This window comes from Herminiimonas sp. GW821-FHT09C12 (assembly GCF_059416385.1).
The window spans coordinates 1,147,088-1,164,260 of sequence record NZ_JBWKPC010000002.1; the positions used below are offsets into that span (position 1 = coordinate 1,147,088).

Genomic DNA, 17,173 nt, shown 5'->3' on the forward strand with positions numbered 1-17,173 from the left:
CCTCCTGTTTGGTGTCTTCATAAGTGATGACGAAGCAAAAGACAGGAGGGACAGTGAACGAAAGAAAAATTTATTTAAGCGGCGACACCGTAACGAATAAAGGTGTGTATTGCTTGACGCGAATCGGCGTGGTTGCTACCAGCACCGATAGCGTACGGTCGGTGTCATCTAGCGCATACACACCGGATACGCGTAAATTGGAAATCTCGTCCGCATTGAAGAAGATGCGTCCGTAGCGATAACGCGCCAACTCTTGCAACACCTGCGCCAGCGGTTGATTGTCAACCACCAGCATGTGCTTGCTCCACGAAGTGGAAGCTTCGGCATTGACCATGCTCGGTGCTTGCACTGCGTCCGGCGTGACTACTGTTTGCTCGCCCGGCTTCAGCGTAACGCATGCGGGCACCTTGGCGGCACACGCTTCCACCGTCGATTCGATGACGGTGACACGCGTACCTTCGTCTTCGCGCCTGACCAGATACTGCGTGCCAAGTGCGCGTGCCGCGCCATGTTCGGTTTCGACGATGAATGGTCGTGTGCTGTCCTTCGCCACTTCGACCAGAATTTCGCCCTGCTGCAAGGTGATGCGACGTTGCTTGCCGCTGTAATCGACATCGATTGCGGAATGCGTATTGAGCGTAATGCGGCTGCGATCATCCAGCTCGATCACACGCTGCTCACCAACAGCAGTGCGATAATCGGCCAGCATGTATTTCGCTGGTGTTGTTTGCAAAGCAGTCCACCCGCCGAATACAGCAAGGCAAAGTGCCAATGCTTGTGCTGCCACTTTCTTGCGTTTCGCGGCACCTGACTTCAACGCCTTGTTCAAGGCAATAGTCGCCGATTTGGCATCCACGTCATCGAAGCGCGCCCACAGTTTTTCCATGCGCGCATAGATCTCCGAATGACGCAGATCTTGCGTACGCCAGCATTCAAAGTTGGTGTAATCCTCGTTCACGGCCTCGCCGGAATGCAGATGCGCATGCCATTCTGCGGCGCACGCGATGATGTCGGTATCGCTTGCACGTGAATGGCCGGCTTGCGGCGATGCAGATACTGCAGCAATGCTGGAAGCAACCAAACTCATGCTGGTTGCTCCTCGGCATAAACAATCTGGTAACAGTGCACCATCGCACGTGCGATGTATTGTTTGATCATGCTGCTGGAGACGCCAAGTTGAGCGGCAATTTCAGGATAAGTGAGATTGTCGAGGCGGCTCAGCATGAAAGCCTGGCGTGCTTTTTCCGGCAGGTTTTCCAGCATCTGCGCGATCAGCGTCAATGTCTCTACAGTTTGCAAATGCTGTTCCGGCGATACTGCATGCGCATCTTCTTGCAACAACGCCAGCGCATCCATATACGCCTGCTCAACCTTGCGTCGCCGTACTTCATCGATAACCAGACGTGTAGCGGTCGTTGTCAGATAAGCCCGCGGCGTCTTGAGTGCAGACAGCTCAAACGGCACGGACAACAAACGGAAGAAAGTATCCTGCGCCAAATCCGCCGCACTATGCGGGCAAGACAACTTCTTGCGTAACCACGCATGCAGCCAGCCGTAATGCTCGCTGTACAAGGTGTGCAAAAGATCGTGCTGACTGGGATTGGAGGCAGAAGGCATGAAACTGGATGAAGAATCAACAACTTAATTGATAATGATTCTCATTATCACACTACTTATTATTTCTTGCCACATCCAATTTGTAACTTGAGCGAACTTGTTGCGAAGACGGTACAGAGAAGACCTCGCCCCTTATTCAGAATAGCGTGTCGCTCATCAATTTTTCATGTTCGATAGAAACTTAATAAGCCACAGGCACTCTCAGATTGAGTACGGCATATCACCTTGCCGTACCTTCCCTAACGTCTTCTATAGAAAGCGTGCTCCCATGACTACCATCGCCATCGTATTTTTCAGCGGCTACGGCCACACGACCAAGCAGGCGGAAGCGGTTTTTGAGGGGGCATCATCTGCTCCCGGCGCAAAAGCCAAGCTGTATCAAATCAATCCCGAAGGTGACTTGCCAGAAAGTGCATGGGAAGAAATCAGCAAAGCAGACGCCATCATCTACGGCAGCCCTACTTACATGGGCGGTCCCGCCTGGCAATTCAAGAAATTCGCCGATGCCTCATCCAAACCGTGGTTCGGACAAGCATGGAAAGACAAGGTCGCCGCCGGCTTCACCAACTCTGCATCAATGAATGGCGACAAATTTTCTACCATCCAGTATTTCTGGACGCTCTCTCAGCAGCACGGCCAGATATGGATAGGCACCGGCTTGATGCCAGCCAATACCAAAGCGCACGGTCCTGATGACGTGAACTGGACTGCGGGTTTTGCCGGCGCTTTGGCAGTATCGCCGTCTGATGCCTCGCCGGATGAAGCACCTCGTACAGGCGATCTGAAAACTGCACGCTTGCTAGGCAAGCGCGTCGCGGAATTTGCTACGCGTCTGACTTAATCAACAACTCACACAACACACCGTTGATGGTTAGCCTCAACTGACAATTGCGTGCCGCATCTCAGCGTCGTTCAATTTATTCCCATTCAACAAAGATATTGCGCAAAAAAAACGGTTGCCGCAGCAACCGTTTTTTTAGACTCGCGCTATCAAGCAACTAGCACAAACTTATTCCCACTCGATAGTCGCAGGCGGTTTGCCCGAGATATCGTAGACCACGCGATTGATGCCGCGTACTTCATTGATGATGCGGTTAGACACATTGCCCAACAGCTCATGTGGCAAATGCGCCCAGTGTGCAGTCATGAAATCCTGTGTCTGTACCGCACGCAAGGCAACGACGTATTCGTAAGTGCGGCCATCGCCCATTACGCCTACCGATTTAACTGGCAGGAACACGGCAAATGCCTGACTGGTCGCGTCGTACCAGTTGCGATGTGGAATACCATTATCGGTTGCTTCCGATGCGCCTGGCGTTGCCACGAATGGCGTATTACGCAACTCTTCAATAAAGATCGCATCTGCGCGGCGCAACAGATCGGCGAATTCTTTTTTCACTTCACCGAGGATACGCACGCCCAGACCAGGGCCTGGGAATGGATGACGGTACACCATATCGTGCGGCAGGCCGAGCGCAACGCCCAGTTGACGCACTTCATCCTTGAACAGCTCACGCAATGGTTCCAGCAATTGCAGATTCAATGTTTCCGGCAAGCCGCCTACATTGTGATGGCTCTTGATCGTGTGGCCTTTCTTGCCCTTGCCTGCACTCTCAATCACGTCTGGATAAATTGTGCCTTGCGCCAGCCATTTGGCATTCTTGCGCTTGCCGGCTTCGACCTGGAACACTTCAACAAATTCGCGACCAATAATCTTGCGTTTCGCTTCTGGATCACTCACGCCTGCCAAATGACCCATGAACTGATCAACTGCATCGATGCGGATGACGTTAACGCCCAAGTTCTCGGCAAACATCTCCATCACCATCTTGCCTTCGTCCAGACGCAACAAGCCGTGATCGACAAAAACGCAAGTCAGTTGATCGCCAATCGCGCGATGAATCAAAGCTGCTGCAACACTACTGTCTACGCCGCCGGACAAGCCCAGAATGACCTCATCCTTGCCAACTTGCTGACGAATTTTTTCAACTGCTTCGGCGATGTAATCGGGCATATTCCAGTCCGATTTGCAGCCACAGATGTCATGCACAAAACGCGCAATGATGACCTTGCCTTGTACTGTGTGCGTGACTTCCGGATGGAACTGAAATGCGTACATGCGACGCGCTTCATCAGCCATGCCAGCGATGGGGCAATTCGGTGTCGATGCCATCAGTTTGAAACCAGGCGGCATTTCGTTTACTTTATCGCCGTGGCTCATCCAGACTTTCAACATGCCGTAGCCTTCAGGCGTGGTGAAGTCGCTGATGTCTTTCAGCAGCGCGGTATGACCATGTGCACGCACTTCTGCGTAGCCGAACTCACGTACTGTGCCATTTTCAACTTTGCCACCGAGTTGCTCTGCCATGGCTTGCATGCCGTAGCAAATGCCCAGTACTGGCACGCCCAGTTCAAATACTGCTTGTGGCACACGTGGCGTATCGTCACCTTCGATGACTGAATTCGGGCCACCGGACAAAATCACACCAGCCGCGCCGTAATTGCGCACGAACTCATCGCTGACATCGTATGGATAGACTTCAGAGAAAACACCCGAATCACGCACACGACGTGCGATCAGTTGGGTGACTTGTGAACCGAAATCGAGGATGAGAATTTTCGAGTGCATGAGATTAAATGGCTGAGAACTTCAAATAATGAGTCAATGTGGAATAACAATTTTTAGCTAAGCGGCGTTACATCCGAATGCGCTGGCAATGAAGATGTGCGGAAATGCAATTCTCGCTCGAACAATGCGACCAGATCGACTAAACAATGTTTATCGCCATCGGTGAACATACGCGACCGCTCATGGATCAACGCCATTCTGCCAACGATTTTTCCAGTGCTATCGCGTAGTGGCTGCAAGGCATAAAAGCGCACTTCAACATTATCAAACTTGCCCAAGGCAGCCTGGAATGGTGATGACTTGTCCGGCACCACCTGCAAATCATCAGTCAACGATAACTGTGCGCAAAATTGATGTGCTTCCGATGCTACCAGCAATTCTTTTTCCGTATGCAAGCAGACAACGCAGGCCGATACGCCGAACAGATGTTTCCCAAGCCGCTCGATGCGTGCAACCGCTTGAGAAAAATCTTCTTGTCCGCTCACCGTTGGGCTATTGCAGACAAGGTTCGGAGATAAGGCCATTACAAACGACCTTATTCAGCGCGATAGTTCGGCGCTTCCTTGGTGATTTGCACATCATGAACGTGCGACTCACGCATACCGGCCGACGTGATTTCCACAAATTCAGCCTGCTCGCGGAACTCGTCGATGGTTGCGCAACCGCAGTAACCCATCGAGGAACGTACGCCACCGACCAGCTGATACAGAATCGCGACCATGCTGCCTTTGTAAGCAACACGACCTTCGATACCTTCCGGCACAAACTTGTCGACGTTATTCGCTGGGTCCTGGAAGTAACGATCAGCTGAACCATCCGCCATCGCACCCAAGCTACCCATACCGCGATAAGCTTTGTAGCTGCGGCCTTGGAACAGAATCACTTCACCCGGCGCCTCATCGGTACCGGCAAACATGCTGCCCATCATGACGCTGGAAGCACCAGCTGCCAACGCCTTGGAAATATCACCGGAGAAGCGTATGCCGCCGTCAGCGATACATGGAACGCCTGTACCCTTGAGTGCTTGCGCCACGTTGGAAATCGCGGTGATTTGCGGTACACCAACACCAGCGACGATACGTGTGGTGCAAATCGAGCCTGGGCCGATACCGACCTTGACACCGTCTGCGCCGTGCTCAACCAATGCCAGTGCAGCTGCTGCGGTAGCAATATTGCCGCCGATGACATCTACACCCTTGTAGTTATCCTTGATCCAGCGCACGCGATCCAGCACGCCTTGGGAATGGCCATGCGCAGTATCAACCACGATCACGTCCACACCTGCCTTGACCAGCAAGTCAACGCGTTCGTCGTTATCTGCACCAACGCCAACTGCAGCGCCTACGCGCAATTTACCCTGGCTATCTTTGGATGCCAGTGGATGTTCAGTCGCTTTTTGAATATCTTTGGCAGTAATCAAGCCACGCAGTTCGAATGCATCATTGACAACCAATACGCGTTCCAAACGATGCTTGTTCATCAAGCGCTTGGCCTCAACCAGATCCGCACCGTCCGGCACGTAAACCAGCTTTTCCTTAGGCGTCATCTTGCTGCTGACAGGCGCATCCAATTCGTTTTCGAAACGCAAATCGCGGTTAGTGATAATACCGACAACTTTTTTGCCTTCGACCACAGGGAAGCCGCTAATGCCATGTTGTTGCGACAAAGCGATGACATCGCGAATCTTGGTGGTTGGTGGAATCGTAATTGGGTCACGAACCACACCGGATTCGAAACGTTTGACTTTGGCAACTTCGCGCGCCTGCTCGGCGGCAGTCAGATTCTTGTGAATAATACCGATACCGCCCTCTTGGGCCATCGCAATCGCGAGTCGTCCTTCTGTCACGGTATCCATCGCTGCGGACAGCAAAGGGATATTCAACGTGATATTGCGGGATAAGCGCGTAACGAGTGAAGTATCTTTAGGGAGAAGATTGGAGTAAGCCGGAACCAGCAGCACGTCATCGAATGTGAGTGCTTTTTGTAATAGACGCATAGCATTTTCCTAGTGGCGCAAAAGCGAATTATACAGAAATCCGTTTCTTGCGTCCTGACCTTGCGAAAAAGGTTTCTGCAAAATCCTCGTATTGATTGACATCAAGCAGGAAGCATGGCGAAATCGCACAACTGTTTGCCGTCTTTCTCACAAGGATTTTCCATGCGCTCCACTGGTTTGAAACGTCTTGCCGCCGTACTCGCATTATCCTGCTGTGCCTCTGCCGCTTACGCACAATATGTCTGGCTGGATGGAAAAGGCGTCAAACAATATTCCGACGTGCCGCCGCCAGCATCAGTGCCGAACAGCAAAATCCTGAAATCGCCCGGCATGACATTGCGCGCGGTACCAGAACAAGCATCCGAAAACACGGGAAAAGATAGCGATACGACAAGGCCGCAAACCATAACGGAGAAAAACGCAGATTTCCAGAAGCGCCGCATGCAACAAGCGGAAAAAGACAAGGAATCTGAGCAAAAAGCCAAGCAGGCAGTAGACAAGAAGAATAGCTGCGATCGTGCAACTGCCTACAATCGCGTGCTGGAATCCGGTCAGCGAGTCAGTCGCATGGATCAATCCGGCGAACGTGCGTATTTGAGCGATGAAGAGCGCGCGCAGGAAATCCGTGAAAACAAACGCACCTTGGATGACTGCAGATAGAATCCAACGCCCGAATAAGCAAGCGCCGTATTAATCTGTTTTCTTGGCGTTTTTATGATCTGCGCGCTTGCGGCGTGAATCTTTGGGATCGGCGATCAAGGGTCTGTAGATTTCCACCCTATCATGTTCGCGTAATACCGTATCCAGCGTTTTAATCTTGCCGTAAATACCGACACGCCAGACGCTCACGTCAATTTCCGGCGCTTGCTGAATAATTCCGCTATTCTGGATCGCTTGCTGTATGGTGGTGCCGCTGGCGACCGTCTGATCCAGCAAAAACTGCTGATCCGGCCGAGCGTAGCAAATTTGAATGTGGATAGTGGAAGCTGTATCAGCCATAGACTGCATCCGCTCTTTTGCTGAATGAATCGACAAAACTGCTCGCAATCATATTGAATACCGGTCCGATGATCGATTCGATCAAGCGATTGGAAAATTCATACTGCAGATCAAAGTCAATTTTGCAGGCATCTTCCCGCAGCGGCTTGAACGTCCAGGTACCATGCAATTGCTTGAATGGTCCTTCCAGCAAACGCATGGTCATGGAGACGGGACGCACATTGGTATTCTCAGTCGTGAAGCTTTGCTTGACGCCGTGATAATTGATCATGATGCTCGCCACGAGCCGATCTGCATCCCGCTGTTTGACATCAACACCGCCGCACCATGGCAAAAATTGAGGATAATCCTCAACTCGGTCTACCAGCGCAAACATTTGTTCAGCGCTGTAACCCAACAAGACTGATTTATGTACTACCGCCATCGAATATGAACCGTTTGATAGAATCGCGAAGTTCCCATTTTAACCGACCACCAGCCGAAACTCATGAGCATTATTGATAACAGAAAAGCGTTCCACGATTACTTTGTCGAGGAGCGCTTCGAGGCCGGCATTGTTTTGCAAGGTTGGGAAGCCAAGGCTATCCGCGCCGGACGCGCTCAATTGAAGGAAGCCTACGTCATCGTGCGCAATGATGAGGTGTTCCTGTTCGGCTCGCATATCAGCCCGCTGGCGACCGCTTCCACCCACATCACGCCTGATCCGGTACGCACACGCAAATTGCTGCTGAAATCCGAAGAGATCAAGAAACTCGTCGCCAAAGTCGAGCGTGCCGGCTACACGCTGGTACCGCTCAATCTGCACTATAAAGAAGGCTATATCAAATGCGAGATTGGTCTGGCCAAAGGTAAAAAACAACACGATAAACGCGATACTGAAAAACAACGCGATACCCAACGTGAAATTCAGTCGGTCATGAAACAGAATCGACGATAAAAAAACGGCGCTCTTAAGCGCCGTTTTTTATTGCCTGCAAATCAGATTACGATTTGGCAGACGTTCCTTGCGACTTCACAACTTGCATCGCCGTTGCGATCAAGCCGCTCATATCGCCCAGATTGGCTGGGATAATGATCGAGTTATTCGTCTTCGCCAGTTTGCTGAAAGCCTCGACGTATTGCTCAGCCACTTTCAAATTCACCGCATCCGAGCCGCCTGGCTCACGAATCGCTGATGCCGTTTTACGGATCGCTTCGGCAGTTGCTTCTGCAATCGACAGAATGGCCGATGCTTCACCTTGCGCACGATTGATCGCTGCCTGCTTCTCGCCTTCCGAACGCGCAATCGATGCTTCACGCTCACCAGTTGCAATATTGATCTGCTCCTGCTTGCGCCCTTCTGATGCAGCAATCAGCGCACGCTTTTCACGTTCAGCCGTGATCTGCGATTGCATCGCATGCAGAATTTCTTTTGGTGGTGTCAGGTCCTTGATCTCATAGCGCAAAACTTTAACGCCCCAGTTCGCTGCCGATTCGTCGACTGCGCCAACCACACTGTGATTGATCAGATCACGTTCTTCAAAAGTTTTGTCCAGCTCCATCCGGCCGATCACGGAACGTAAAGTGGTTTGCGCCAATTGCGAAATCGCAGAAATGTAATTAGATGAGCCATACGATGCACGCATAGGATCGGTCACCTGGAAATACAAAATACCGTCAACTTCCAGTTGCGTATTGTCCTTGGTGATACAAACCTGCATAGGCACGTCGAGCGGGATTTCTTTCAACGAGTGTTTGTATGCAATGCGGTCTATGAATGGCAAGACAATCTTCAAGCCTGGGCCAAGCGTCGCGTGATATTTACCAAGACGTTCAACCACCCACGCGTGCTGCTGCGGCACGACATTGATAGTCTTGACGACAAAAACAATGGCGACGAAAAGAATGATGATGGTGGTACTTGTAGCATCGAACATAGAAGCTCCCTTATTGTGCGTGACCAGTTGCGTCACTGTTGATGACGATTAAACGGCTGCCATGTACTTCCTGTATGACGAATTTTCCCGGTGTCGCGGCTTCCCCCTCTGCCAGCTCAACATCCCACAAGGCTCCGCGATACATCACGCGCGCTGTATAGAAAGTGCCGGCTGCATTGCGCCATTCAGCGACTTCCAGCGTTTGTCCGATATCGAGATTGACATTGGGATCGCGCGCAGCATTTGTATTGTCTGGCCGGCCGAACTTACTCCGACGTAATGCATAGGTAGCCAGCGCGGCAACCGCTGCCGCAATAATGCATTGCCATGTACCTGCCACGCCACTCAAGGCTGCGACACCGCCAGCCGCCGTACCGATGGCAATCATTAGCAAGTAAAAGGTACCCGTTACCATTTCCAATATGACCAGCACGCACGCCACCGCAAACCAAATCATCCAGTCCGTCATGTGCATTCCTTTCTGCTCAAAAACAAAAACCCTCGGGTCCGATGGACAACGAGGGTTAAGAAACCACGATAAGACTTGTTCAGTTTTATCCAGTCGGGTGCACACAGTCTAGACTAAAAAACTGTATGGGAAAATAATTTCACACACCCGACTGTTTTACAGCTTTAAAACATTACAGACGTTTGGCCAGATTCTGCCATGTCTCGATCACTGAATCAGGATTGAGTGAAAGCGATGTAATGCCTTCCTTCATCAACCATTCGGCAAAGTCAGGATGATCCGATGGACCTTGGCCGCAGATACCGACGTACTTGCCTTGCTTGCGACATGCAGCAATCGCACGCGAGAACAAAGCCAACACTGCAGGATCACGTTCGTCGAAATCGGCAGCCAGAATTTCCATGCCGGAATCGCGATCGAGGCCCAAGGTCAACTGCGTCAAATCGTTGGAACCGATAGAGAAACCATCAAAGTAATTCAGGAACTCTTCCGCCAGAATTGCGTTCGATGGGACTTCACACATCATGATGATGCGCAAGCCGTTTTCGCCGCGCTTCAAACCGTTTTTCGCCAGCAGATTGATGACTTTTTCAGCTTGGCCCAGTGTACGAACGAAAGGCACCATGATTTCGACGTTGGTCAAACCCATCTCGTCACGCACGCGCTTCATCGCCTTGCATTCCATCTCGAACGATTCAGCAAAATCCGGTGCCAGGTAACGTGCAACACCACGGAAGCCCAACATTGGATTTTCTTCATCCGGTTCGTAACGGGAACCACCGATCAGCTTTTTGTATTCATTCGATTTGAAATCGGACAAACGCACGATCACAGGCTTGGGCCAGAATGCAGCACCGATGGTGGCAATACCTTCCGCCAGCTTGTCGATATAAAACGCTTTCGGCGATGCATGGCCGCGTGCAACCGATTCCACCGCTGTTTTCAGATCAGCATCGATATGCGGGTATTCCAGAATTGCTTTTGGATGGACACCGATATTGTTGTTGATGATGAATTCCAGACGTGCCAGACCGACGCCTGCATTTGGAATCGATTGGAAATCGAAAGCCAATTGCGGATTACCGACGTTCAAAGTGATCTTCAACGGCAGGTCAGGCAAGTCGCCACGTGCGAACTCGGTGACTTCAGTTTCCAGCAAGCCGTCATAGACTTTGCCTTCGTCGCCTTCGGCACAAGACACTGTTACCAAAGTCCCATCAGTCAGCAACTCAGTCGCATCACCACAACCAACCACAGCAGGCACGCCCAGTTCACGCGCAATAATCGCTGCGTGGCAAGTACGGCCACCGCGGTTAGTCACGATAGCGGAAGCACGCTTCATGACCGGCTCCCAGTTTGGATCGGTCATGTCGGCGACCAATACATCACCTGGTTGTACACGTTCCATGTCGGCTGCATCAAGAATGACGCGCACTGGACCAGCACCGATCTTTTGGCCGATTGCACGACCGACTGTCAAGACAGAGCCGCTACCTTTGAGCTTGAAGCGCTGCTGTACATCTGTTGCTTTTTGTTGCGACTTTACGGTTTCCGGACGTGCTTGCAAGATGTAGAGCTTGCCATCAATGCCATCCTTGCCCCATTCGATGTCCATCGGACGACCGTAGTGCTTTTCAATGATGACAGCATACTTGGCCAGTTCGACGATTTCATCATCCGTCAATGAATAGCGATTGCGCATGCCGATAGGGACATCGACGGTGCGTACTGAACGTCCGGCTTTCGCTTCATCGGTGAATTCCATCTTGATCAGCTTGGAACCGATGTTGCGGCGAATGATAGGCAGTTTGCCGAGTTCCAGCATAGGCTTGTGCACATAGAACTCATCCGGATTGACCGCGCCCTGCACCACTGTTTCGCCCAGACCATAGCTGGAAGTGATGAAGACAACATCCTTGAAGCCTGATTCTGTATCCAGCGTAAACATCACACCAGCCGCGCCCAAATCGGAACGTACCATGCGCTGCACGCCAGCCGACAAGGCAACCTCAGCATGCGTAAAACCTTTGTGTACGCGATAAGAGATAGCGCGATCGTTGTACAGCGAAGCGAAGACGTGCTTGATCGCTTCGAGCACATTATCGATGCCGACGACGTTGAGGAAGGTTTCTTGCTGGCCGGCAAACGACGCATCCGGCAAATCTTCTGCAGTCGCAGAGGAACGCACGGCAAACGACATTTCCTTGGAGGAATCTGCGGCCAGATCTTTGTAGTACTGCTTGATGTCTTGCAGCAATTGCGGCTGGAATGGTGTTTCCACTATCCATTGACGAATTTCCGCGCCGGCTTGCGCCAATGCACGCACGTCGTCAATATTCAAGCCAACCAGACGATCAGCAATACGTTGCGCCAGACTCAGCCCACCGTTTTCGCTGTACGTCAGGAAGTCCCTGAACGCCTGTGCCGTAGTGGCGAAGCCGCCCGGCACCCGAACACCAGCTTCTGCAAGCTGGCTGATCATTTCACCTAGTGAAGAGTTTTTACCCCCAACGGAATCCACATCGGACATCCGTAAACGTTCGAAGGAGACAACATAATTTCCTTCTACTGCCGGGTCATACTTGCTCCCTGTTTGTAATGCAATCGACATAACAACCTCTGCTTTGATGATAAGAAATCTTCATGCGTGCCTTTCATAGGCGACAGATAAGCTACAGTTTTTGTTATTCTTCGAGTGAGCCGCAACGTGTGTGAGCAATTGGCCGCCATTTTACAGAATCTATGAGAGATTCGCACTGCACTGCAACATTTTTTTAACTTACGCTATCCTTACACCATCCTATGACCAACTCTGTCGATCGCAGCACCGCCAGCGCACGTACCGTTTTCTTTGTATCTGATGGCACAGGCATCACTGCAGAAACCTTCGGTCATTCAGTATTAACGCAGTTTGAATTGCGCTTTAAACAAATTCGTTTGCCCTTCATCGACTCGCAAGACAAGGCCTATGATGCATTGCGGAAAATCAATGATGCATTTGCCACCGATGGACGACGTCCGATTGTTTTTTCCACATTAGTCAAAGCTGATTTATCAAGCATTGTGCGCCAATCCAAGGGCATGCACATGGATTTAATTCAAACTTTCGTAGAGCCACTGGAACAAGAGCTGGGCGTGAAATCGACGCATACGATAGGCCGCAGCCATACCAGCGCCGATTCCGAAGAATACAAGAACCGGATTGAGGCGATCAATTTTTCCTTGGCGCATGATGATGGCCAATCTCACAAGAATCTATCAGCCGCCGATGTCATTCTGGTTGGCGTCTCACGTTCCGGCAAAACACCAACCAGTTTGTTTCTTGCCATGCAATACGGCATCAAGGCAGCCAACTATCCGTTGATTCCGGACGATTTCGAGCGCGAGAAATTGCCTAGCGGCTTGCAAGATTACAAACACAAGATATTTGGTTTATCAATTGCAGCGGACAGGCTCGCAGAAATTCGCAATGAACGCTTGCCTGGCAGCAAATATGCAGCGTTAGAGAATTGTCGTTACGAGATCAATGAAGCAGAAAGAATGATGCGCCGCGAAGGCATACGCTGGATGTCATCGACCACAAAATCGATTGAGGAAATTGCGGCGACAATATTGCAAGAGATTAAATCAGATCAAAGGTTGAATTAATTCTTGCGGGATGTTTGCTGTCTGACTTGCTCAAAGAAGCAGACAGCAGAGCTGGCAGCAACATTCAAGGATTCAATTGCGCCTAGATGCGGAATCGATACGCGATGCGTCGCCAATGCAAGCAAGTCATCCGCCACGCCCTGCCCTTCATGCCCGAACAACCATGCAACTGGTTGTGTCAGATCCAGATCATAAAGCTGCTTTTCCGCATGCGAACTGGTTGCAATGACTGGAATATCTGCGCGGCCCAATAGATCGGCCAGATCGACGCCTTCGAATATCTCCAACAAGAAATGCGCTCCCATACCGGCACGCAATACTTTCGGCGACCATGCGAAGGTCGTGCCGGTACTGCAAAAAACTTGTTTGATGCCTGCTGCTGCTGCACTGCGCACGATAGATCCGAAATTACCCGGATCTTGCACCTTGTCCAGCAACACTGCCGACTGCGATAAACGCAGCGGCTGTTGCACTTCCGGCGTATCGATGACAAACAAAATATCAATGCCATGCTCAACCTGACTCAAGGCATGGAACAAGGCATCAGGCAAAACGATGCATTGTGTATGGCTATCGTTGCACTGCTGGACAATGACGGTCACTTCGCTGTTGAGCAAAGCTGTTTCGCCGACTATACACAAAGGCGGCGTACCAATTTTTTCCAGATATGCTTCGCACAAATGCACTCCATCCAGCAAGGTACGGCCGACTTTACGGCGCGCCTGTGAGCTACCTGCCAGGTGCTTCAACTCCTTGTAGAGCGGATTGTCGCGCGATGAAATGGTTTTGATCGTCATAATAGGTCTGCGTTGCTTTAACGCTTGTTGGCAACGGCAATATTGCCCAGCAATGCACGTACCGGCGCATACGATTTACGATGCACAGGCGATACACCATGCTCACGCAAGCGTTCAAGATGCAAAGCCGTTGGATAACCCTTGTGTTGATCGAAAGCGTAATGCGGGTATTCAATATGTAACAGGCCCAGAGCGTGATCACGAGCAGTCTTCGCCAGAATAGATGCCGCGGAAATCGCCTGCACCTTGTCATCACCTTTGATGATCGCCTCGGAACGCACTGACATCACCGGACAGCGATTGCCATCAATCAACGCCAATGTCGGTAAAACATGCAAGCCTTCAATCGCACGACGCATCGCCAGCATCGTTGCCTGCAGAATATTCAGCGTATCGATTTCTTCTTCCGAACACTGGGCAATCGACCATGACAACGCATATTGCTTGATCTCGATAGCCAGTGCATCGCGTTTTACTTCTGTCAGTTTTTTGGAGTCGCGCAAACCGTCTATCGGGCGCATTGGATCAAGAATCACCGCGGCGGCAAATACCGGTCCTGCCAGTGGGCCACGACCAGCTTCATCCACACCACAGATGATGTCCTCATCCAGACTACTGAACAATGAGAGGTTGGGATCTTCTTTTTTCACGGGAGTGGTCTTTTGTACTGCGTTTGTTTTACACGCTACCACTACGTGATTGCGCAATTAATTCCATCACGGCACGGGCGCTCTCGCCTGCCGTATCGCGCAGCAGCGTGTGGTGCATTTCGGTAAAACGACGCTGCAAGCGCTCACGGTGTGCGCCATCCTGCAATTGCTGCCACAAGGCATCAGCCAAAGCTTGCGGCGTCGCAGCGTCTTGCAGCAGTTCCGGCACCAGAAATTCCTGCGCCAGAATATTCGGCAAACCTATCCAGGGTTGATAACCCATGTGACGCAACACGTGCCAGGACGCGCGCATCATTTTGTAGGCAATCACCATAGGGCGTTTGAACAAGGCAACTTCCAGCGATGCTGTACCAGATGCGACCAATACTGCATCGGCTGCGGCCAGGGCGCGGTGTGATTGTCCATCTATGACCTGTATAGGTACATCTTGCAATCCAGCCCGCGTGATCAACTCATCGAAATACCGACGCTGCGGCGCGCCAGCCATCGGCGCTACAAAACGTAAAGTAGGATCACGCTGCAACAGCAATTTTGCAGCAGCGACAAAGGCAACCGCGTTGTACTTCAACTCAGACATCCGGCTACCCGGCAAGATCGCAACGACAGGCGCACGATGGGGCAAACCTAATGCCTCTCGCGCTCCAGCCTGATCCGGCTCCATTGGAATAACTTGTGCCAATGGATGACCAACATAAGTCGCGGGAATACCGGCCTTGCGATAGATTTCTTCTTCAAACGGAAAAATCACCAGCATGTGCGATACAGCACGCGCAATTTTCTTGATGCGACCACCACGCCACGCCCAGATCGAAGGACCGATGAAGTGCATGGTTGGAATACCTGCACTCTTTAGTTGTGCTTCCAAGCCCAGATTGAAATCAGGTGCATCGACACCTATGAAGACGGCAGGTCGCTCGATCAATAACTGATCGCGCAACGCAGTTTGAATTCCCTTGATTTCGCGATAATGCGCCAGCACTTCGAACAGGCCGCGCACCGACAACTTCTCCATAGGAAAATCGCTGACGAAGCCGTGTTGCTCCATATGTGGTCCACCGATGCCATGCATATAGGCATCAGGTAATTGTGGACGCAAGCCAGACAACAGACGACCTGCCAACAAATCACCGGATGTTTCACCGGCGACCATTGCGATCGCTGTTGCTGCGTTAGCGGATGATGCCACGAGGAGATGCTGCTATGAATTCACGCAACTGACGCAGATATTGCGCTGCATCCGGCGATTTTTCTTCTTCTGCCTGCAGGGCCAGTTTAGCCTCTTCCAATGGCAAGCCAGAACGGTAGATGGTCTTGTAGCCGCGTTTAATAGCCATGATCTGTTCGCTACTAAAGCCGCGACGTTTCAAGCCCTCATTATTGATACCAGCAGGTACCGCGCGATTGCCAGCTGCAGTAACAAAAGGTGGAATATCCTGGCTGACTGCAGCAGTAAACGCCGTCATCGCATGCGCGCCTATGCGACAGAATTGATGAACCGAAGTAAAACCACCGAGGAAAACCCAGTCTTCTAAATGAACGTGACCAGCCAGCGTTGCATTATTCGCGAGAATGATGTTATTGCCGAGTTGGCAATCATGCGCAATATGGACATAAGCCATGATCCAGTTGTCGCTACCCATACGGGTGATACCGACATCTTGCGTAGTGCCCAAATTAATCGTGACGAACTCACGTATCGTATTGCGATCACCGATTGTCAATAATGTCGGCTCGCCTGCATATTTCTTGTCTTGCGGTGCTGCACCGATAGAAGCGAACTGAAAAATCGTGTTGTCAGCACCGATGGTGGTATGTCCTTCTACCACCACATGTGGACCAATTTTGCTGCCAGCGCCGATAGATACGTCAGGACCAATCACTGTATAGGCGCCAACTTCAACGGTAGAGTCGAGTTGTGCCTTGGGATCAATAACCGCCGTTGGATGTATCAATGCCATTACTGCCCCGCAGCTGGACTCGCATCGTTAATCGTACGCATCGTGCACATCAGTTCTGCTTCCAGCGCCAATTGTCCATCGACAGAACCTGTCGCTTTGTACTTCCAGATACCACGTGCATTACGCAGGATTTCAACTTCCATTTTCAACTGGTCACCTGGTTCAACCGGACGCTTGAAGCGTGCGCCGTCGATACCGATAAAGTAGACCACGCTATTGTCGTCCGGCTTTTGACCCATGGTCAGGAAAGACAGCAAGGCAGCGGTTTGCGCCAGCGCTTCTATCATCAGCACGCCAGGCATGACTGGTTTGTGCGGGAAGTGACCATTGAAGAATTCTTCGTTGGCAGTAACATTCTTGATCGCGGTAATCGTTTTACCGGATTCCCAGTTCAACACACGATCAACCAGCAGCATAGGATAACGATGCGGCAAGTATTGCTTGATCTGATTGATGTCGAGTGTTTTCATTTC

Annotated in this window: 19 protein-coding genes; 4 read left to right on the top strand and 15 right to left on the bottom strand. The window is 51.2% G+C overall.

The window, feature by feature from the left end; all coding sequences use genetic code 11:
* Positions 1-70 precede the first annotated feature (70 nt).
* Positions 71-1,087 (bottom strand): FecR family protein, encoded by a 1,017-nt coding sequence (locus tag AC07N2_RS15215; protein WP_494779011.1) that lies wholly within the window; start codon positions 1,085-1,087, stop codon positions 71-73.
* A complete protein-coding gene (locus AC07N2_RS15220) occupies positions 1,084-1,617 on the bottom strand; it encodes a sigma-70 family RNA polymerase sigma factor (RefSeq protein ID WP_494779012.1) in 534 nt (177 codons plus the stop codon). The genes AC07N2_RS15215 and AC07N2_RS15220 overlap by 4 nt, the downstream gene beginning before the upstream one ends.
* A gap of 268 nt (positions 1,618-1,885) precedes the next feature.
* Between AC07N2_RS15220 and AC07N2_RS15225 the strand changes: the two genes are divergently transcribed.
* Positions 1,886-2,458 (top strand): flavodoxin family protein, encoded by a 573-nt coding sequence (locus AC07N2_RS15225; RefSeq protein ID WP_494779013.1) that lies wholly within the window; start codon positions 1,886-1,888, stop codon positions 2,456-2,458.
* 168 nt (positions 2,459-2,626) lie between these two features.
* Here AC07N2_RS15225 and guaA read toward each other — a convergent pair whose 3' ends face one another.
* The 3 genes from guaA to guaB are packed head-to-tail and all read right to left on the bottom strand — an operon-like array spanning position 2,627 to position 6,242.
* Entirely contained in the window at positions 2,627-4,246 is a 1,620-nt protein-coding gene (gene guaA, locus AC07N2_RS15230) for a glutamine-hydrolyzing GMP synthase (protein WP_494779014.1), read from the bottom strand.
* 53 nt (positions 4,247-4,299) lie between these two features.
* The gene (locus tag AC07N2_RS15235) at positions 4,300-4,770 is read right to left on the bottom strand and encodes a GAF domain-containing protein (protein ID WP_494779015.1); all 471 of its coding nucleotides are present in this window, start codon (positions 4,768-4,770) and stop codon (positions 4,300-4,302) included.
* A gap of 11 nt (positions 4,771-4,781) precedes the next feature.
* Positions 4,782-6,242, bottom strand: a complete 1,461-nt coding sequence (gene guaB / locus AC07N2_RS15240; protein ID WP_076591083.1) for an IMP dehydrogenase — start codon at positions 6,240-6,242, stop codon at positions 4,782-4,784.
* Positions 6,243-6,404: 162 nt separating this feature from the next.
* Between guaB and AC07N2_RS15245 the strand changes: the two genes are divergently transcribed.
* On the top strand, positions 6,405-6,902 hold the full coding sequence (locus AC07N2_RS15245; protein ID WP_494779016.1) for a DUF4124 domain-containing protein: 498 nt from the start codon (positions 6,405-6,407) through the stop codon (positions 6,900-6,902).
* A gap of 30 nt (positions 6,903-6,932) precedes the next feature.
* Here AC07N2_RS15245 and AC07N2_RS15250 read toward each other — a convergent pair whose 3' ends face one another.
* Positions 6,933-7,241, bottom strand: a complete 309-nt coding sequence (locus AC07N2_RS15250) for an RnfH family protein (RefSeq protein WP_494779017.1) — start codon at positions 7,239-7,241, stop codon at positions 6,933-6,935.
* Positions 7,234-7,665 carry a type II toxin-antitoxin system RatA family toxin gene (locus AC07N2_RS15255; protein WP_076591080.1) on the bottom strand — a complete coding sequence of 144 codons (432 nt, stop codon included), beginning with the start codon at positions 7,663-7,665 and terminating at the stop codon, positions 7,234-7,236. The genes AC07N2_RS15250 and AC07N2_RS15255 overlap by 8 nt, the downstream gene beginning before the upstream one ends.
* Before the next feature lie 36 nt (positions 7,666-7,701).
* On the opposite strand from AC07N2_RS15255, the gene smpB reads away from it, so the two are divergent.
* Positions 7,702-8,178 carry an SsrA-binding protein SmpB gene (gene smpB / locus AC07N2_RS15260; protein WP_269457251.1) on the top strand — a complete coding sequence of 159 codons (477 nt, stop codon included), beginning with the start codon at positions 7,702-7,704 and terminating at the stop codon, positions 8,176-8,178.
* A gap of 46 nt (positions 8,179-8,224) precedes the next feature.
* Here smpB and AC07N2_RS15265 read toward each other — a convergent pair whose 3' ends face one another.
* The 3 genes from AC07N2_RS15265 to ppsA all read right to left on the bottom strand — a co-directional run bounded on the left by AC07N2_RS15265 (position 8,225) and on the right by ppsA (position 12,237).
* Positions 8,225-9,157 (bottom strand): SPFH domain-containing protein, encoded by a 933-nt coding sequence (locus AC07N2_RS15265; RefSeq protein WP_494779018.1) that lies wholly within the window; start codon positions 9,155-9,157, stop codon positions 8,225-8,227.
* A 10-nt stretch (positions 9,158-9,167) separates the two neighbouring features.
* On the bottom strand, positions 9,168-9,626 hold the full coding sequence (locus AC07N2_RS15270; protein WP_494779019.1) for an NfeD family protein: 459 nt from the start codon (positions 9,624-9,626) through the stop codon (positions 9,168-9,170).
* A 172-nt stretch (positions 9,627-9,798) separates the two neighbouring features.
* Complete coding sequence (gene ppsA, locus AC07N2_RS15275; RefSeq protein ID WP_494779020.1) at positions 9,799-12,237, bottom strand: phosphoenolpyruvate synthase; 2,439 nt, start codon at positions 12,235-12,237, stop codon at positions 9,799-9,801.
* A 191-nt stretch (positions 12,238-12,428) separates the two neighbouring features.
* Here ppsA and ppsR point away from each other — a divergent pair, with 191 nt between their 5' ends.
* Entirely contained in the window at positions 12,429-13,274 is an 846-nt protein-coding gene (gene ppsR, locus AC07N2_RS15280) for a posphoenolpyruvate synthetase regulatory kinase/phosphorylase PpsR (RefSeq protein WP_494779021.1), read from the top strand.
* Here ppsR and AC07N2_RS15285 read toward each other — a convergent pair.
* The 5 genes from AC07N2_RS15285 to fabZ are packed head-to-tail and all read right to left on the bottom strand — an operon-like array spanning position 13,271 to position 17,170.
* Entirely contained in the window at positions 13,271-14,071 is an 801-nt protein-coding gene (locus AC07N2_RS15285; RefSeq protein ID WP_494779022.1) for a TrmH family RNA methyltransferase, read from the bottom strand. The genes ppsR and AC07N2_RS15285 overlap by 4 nt on opposite strands.
* Before the next feature lie 17 nt (positions 14,072-14,088).
* Complete coding sequence (rnhB, locus tag AC07N2_RS15290; RefSeq protein ID WP_494779023.1) at positions 14,089-14,721, bottom strand: ribonuclease HII; 633 nt, start codon at positions 14,719-14,721, stop codon at positions 14,089-14,091.
* Positions 14,722-14,749: 28 nt separating this feature from the next.
* Positions 14,750-15,928: a lipid-A-disaccharide synthase gene (gene lpxB / locus AC07N2_RS15295; protein ID WP_494779024.1), complete on the bottom strand. Its 1,179-nt coding sequence runs from the start codon at positions 15,926-15,928 to the stop codon at positions 14,750-14,752.
* On the bottom strand, positions 15,912-16,700 hold the full coding sequence (gene lpxA / locus AC07N2_RS15300; RefSeq protein WP_494779025.1) for an acyl-ACP--UDP-N-acetylglucosamine O-acyltransferase: 789 nt from the start codon (positions 16,698-16,700) through the stop codon (positions 15,912-15,914). The genes lpxB and lpxA overlap by 17 nt, the downstream gene beginning before the upstream one ends.
* On the bottom strand, positions 16,700-17,170 hold the full coding sequence (gene fabZ, locus AC07N2_RS15305; protein WP_076593882.1) for a 3-hydroxyacyl-ACP dehydratase FabZ: 471 nt from the start codon (positions 17,168-17,170) through the stop codon (positions 16,700-16,702). Before fabZ ends, lpxA begins: the two co-directional genes overlap by 1 nt.
* Positions 17,171-17,173: the final 3 nt, after the last annotated feature.

What these genes read in the sequence shown, in the direction of transcription:
- AC07N2_RS15215 (WP_494779011.1), bottom strand. Translation starts at nt 1,087, where the DNA reads ATGAGTTTGGTTGCTTCCAGCATTGCTGCAGTATCTGCATCGCCGCAA.
- AC07N2_RS15220 (WP_494779012.1), bottom strand. Translation starts at nt 1,617, where the DNA reads ATGCCTTCTGCCTCCAATCCCAGTCAGCACGATCTTTTGCACACCTTG.
- AC07N2_RS15225 (WP_494779013.1), top strand. Translation starts at nt 1,886, where the DNA reads ATGACTACCATCGCCATCGTATTTTTCAGCGGCTACGGCCACACGACC.
- guaA (WP_494779014.1), bottom strand. Translation starts at nt 4,246, where the DNA reads ATGCACTCGAAAATTCTCATCCTCGATTTCGGTTCACAAGTCACCCAA.
- AC07N2_RS15235 (WP_494779015.1), bottom strand. Translation starts at nt 4,770, where the DNA reads ATGGCCTTATCTCCGAACCTTGTCTGCAATAGCCCAACGGTGAGCGGA.
- guaB (WP_076591083.1), bottom strand. Translation starts at nt 6,242, where the DNA reads ATGCGTCTATTACAAAAAGCACTCACATTCGATGACGTGCTGCTGGTT.
- AC07N2_RS15245 (WP_494779016.1), top strand. Translation starts at nt 6,405, where the DNA reads ATGCGCTCCACTGGTTTGAAACGTCTTGCCGCCGTACTCGCATTATCC.
- AC07N2_RS15250 (WP_494779017.1), bottom strand. Translation starts at nt 7,241, where the DNA reads ATGGCTGATACAGCTTCCACTATCCACATTCAAATTTGCTACGCTCGG.
- AC07N2_RS15255 (WP_076591080.1), bottom strand. Translation starts at nt 7,665, where the DNA reads ATGGCGGTAGTACATAAATCAGTCTTGTTGGGTTACAGCGCTGAACAA.
- AC07N2_RS15265 (WP_494779018.1), bottom strand. Translation starts at nt 9,157, where the DNA reads ATGTTCGATGCTACAAGTACCACCATCATCATTCTTTTCGTCGCCATT.
- AC07N2_RS15270 (WP_494779019.1), bottom strand. Translation starts at nt 9,626, where the DNA reads ATGACGGACTGGATGATTTGGTTTGCGGTGGCGTGCGTGCTGGTCATA.
- ppsA (WP_494779020.1), bottom strand. Translation starts at nt 12,237, where the DNA reads ATGTCGATTGCATTACAAACAGGGAGCAAGTATGACCCGGCAGTAGAA.
- ppsR (WP_494779021.1), top strand. Translation starts at nt 12,429, where the DNA reads ATGACCAACTCTGTCGATCGCAGCACCGCCAGCGCACGTACCGTTTTC.
- AC07N2_RS15285 (WP_494779022.1), bottom strand. Translation starts at nt 14,071, where the DNA reads ATGACGATCAAAACCATTTCATCGCGCGACAATCCGCTCTACAAGGAG.
- lpxA (WP_494779025.1), bottom strand. Translation starts at nt 16,700, where the DNA reads ATGGCATTGATACATCCAACGGCGGTTATTGATCCCAAGGCACAACTC.
- fabZ (WP_076593882.1), bottom strand. Translation starts at nt 17,170, where the DNA reads ATGAAAACACTCGACATCAATCAGATCAAGCAATACTTGCCGCATCGT.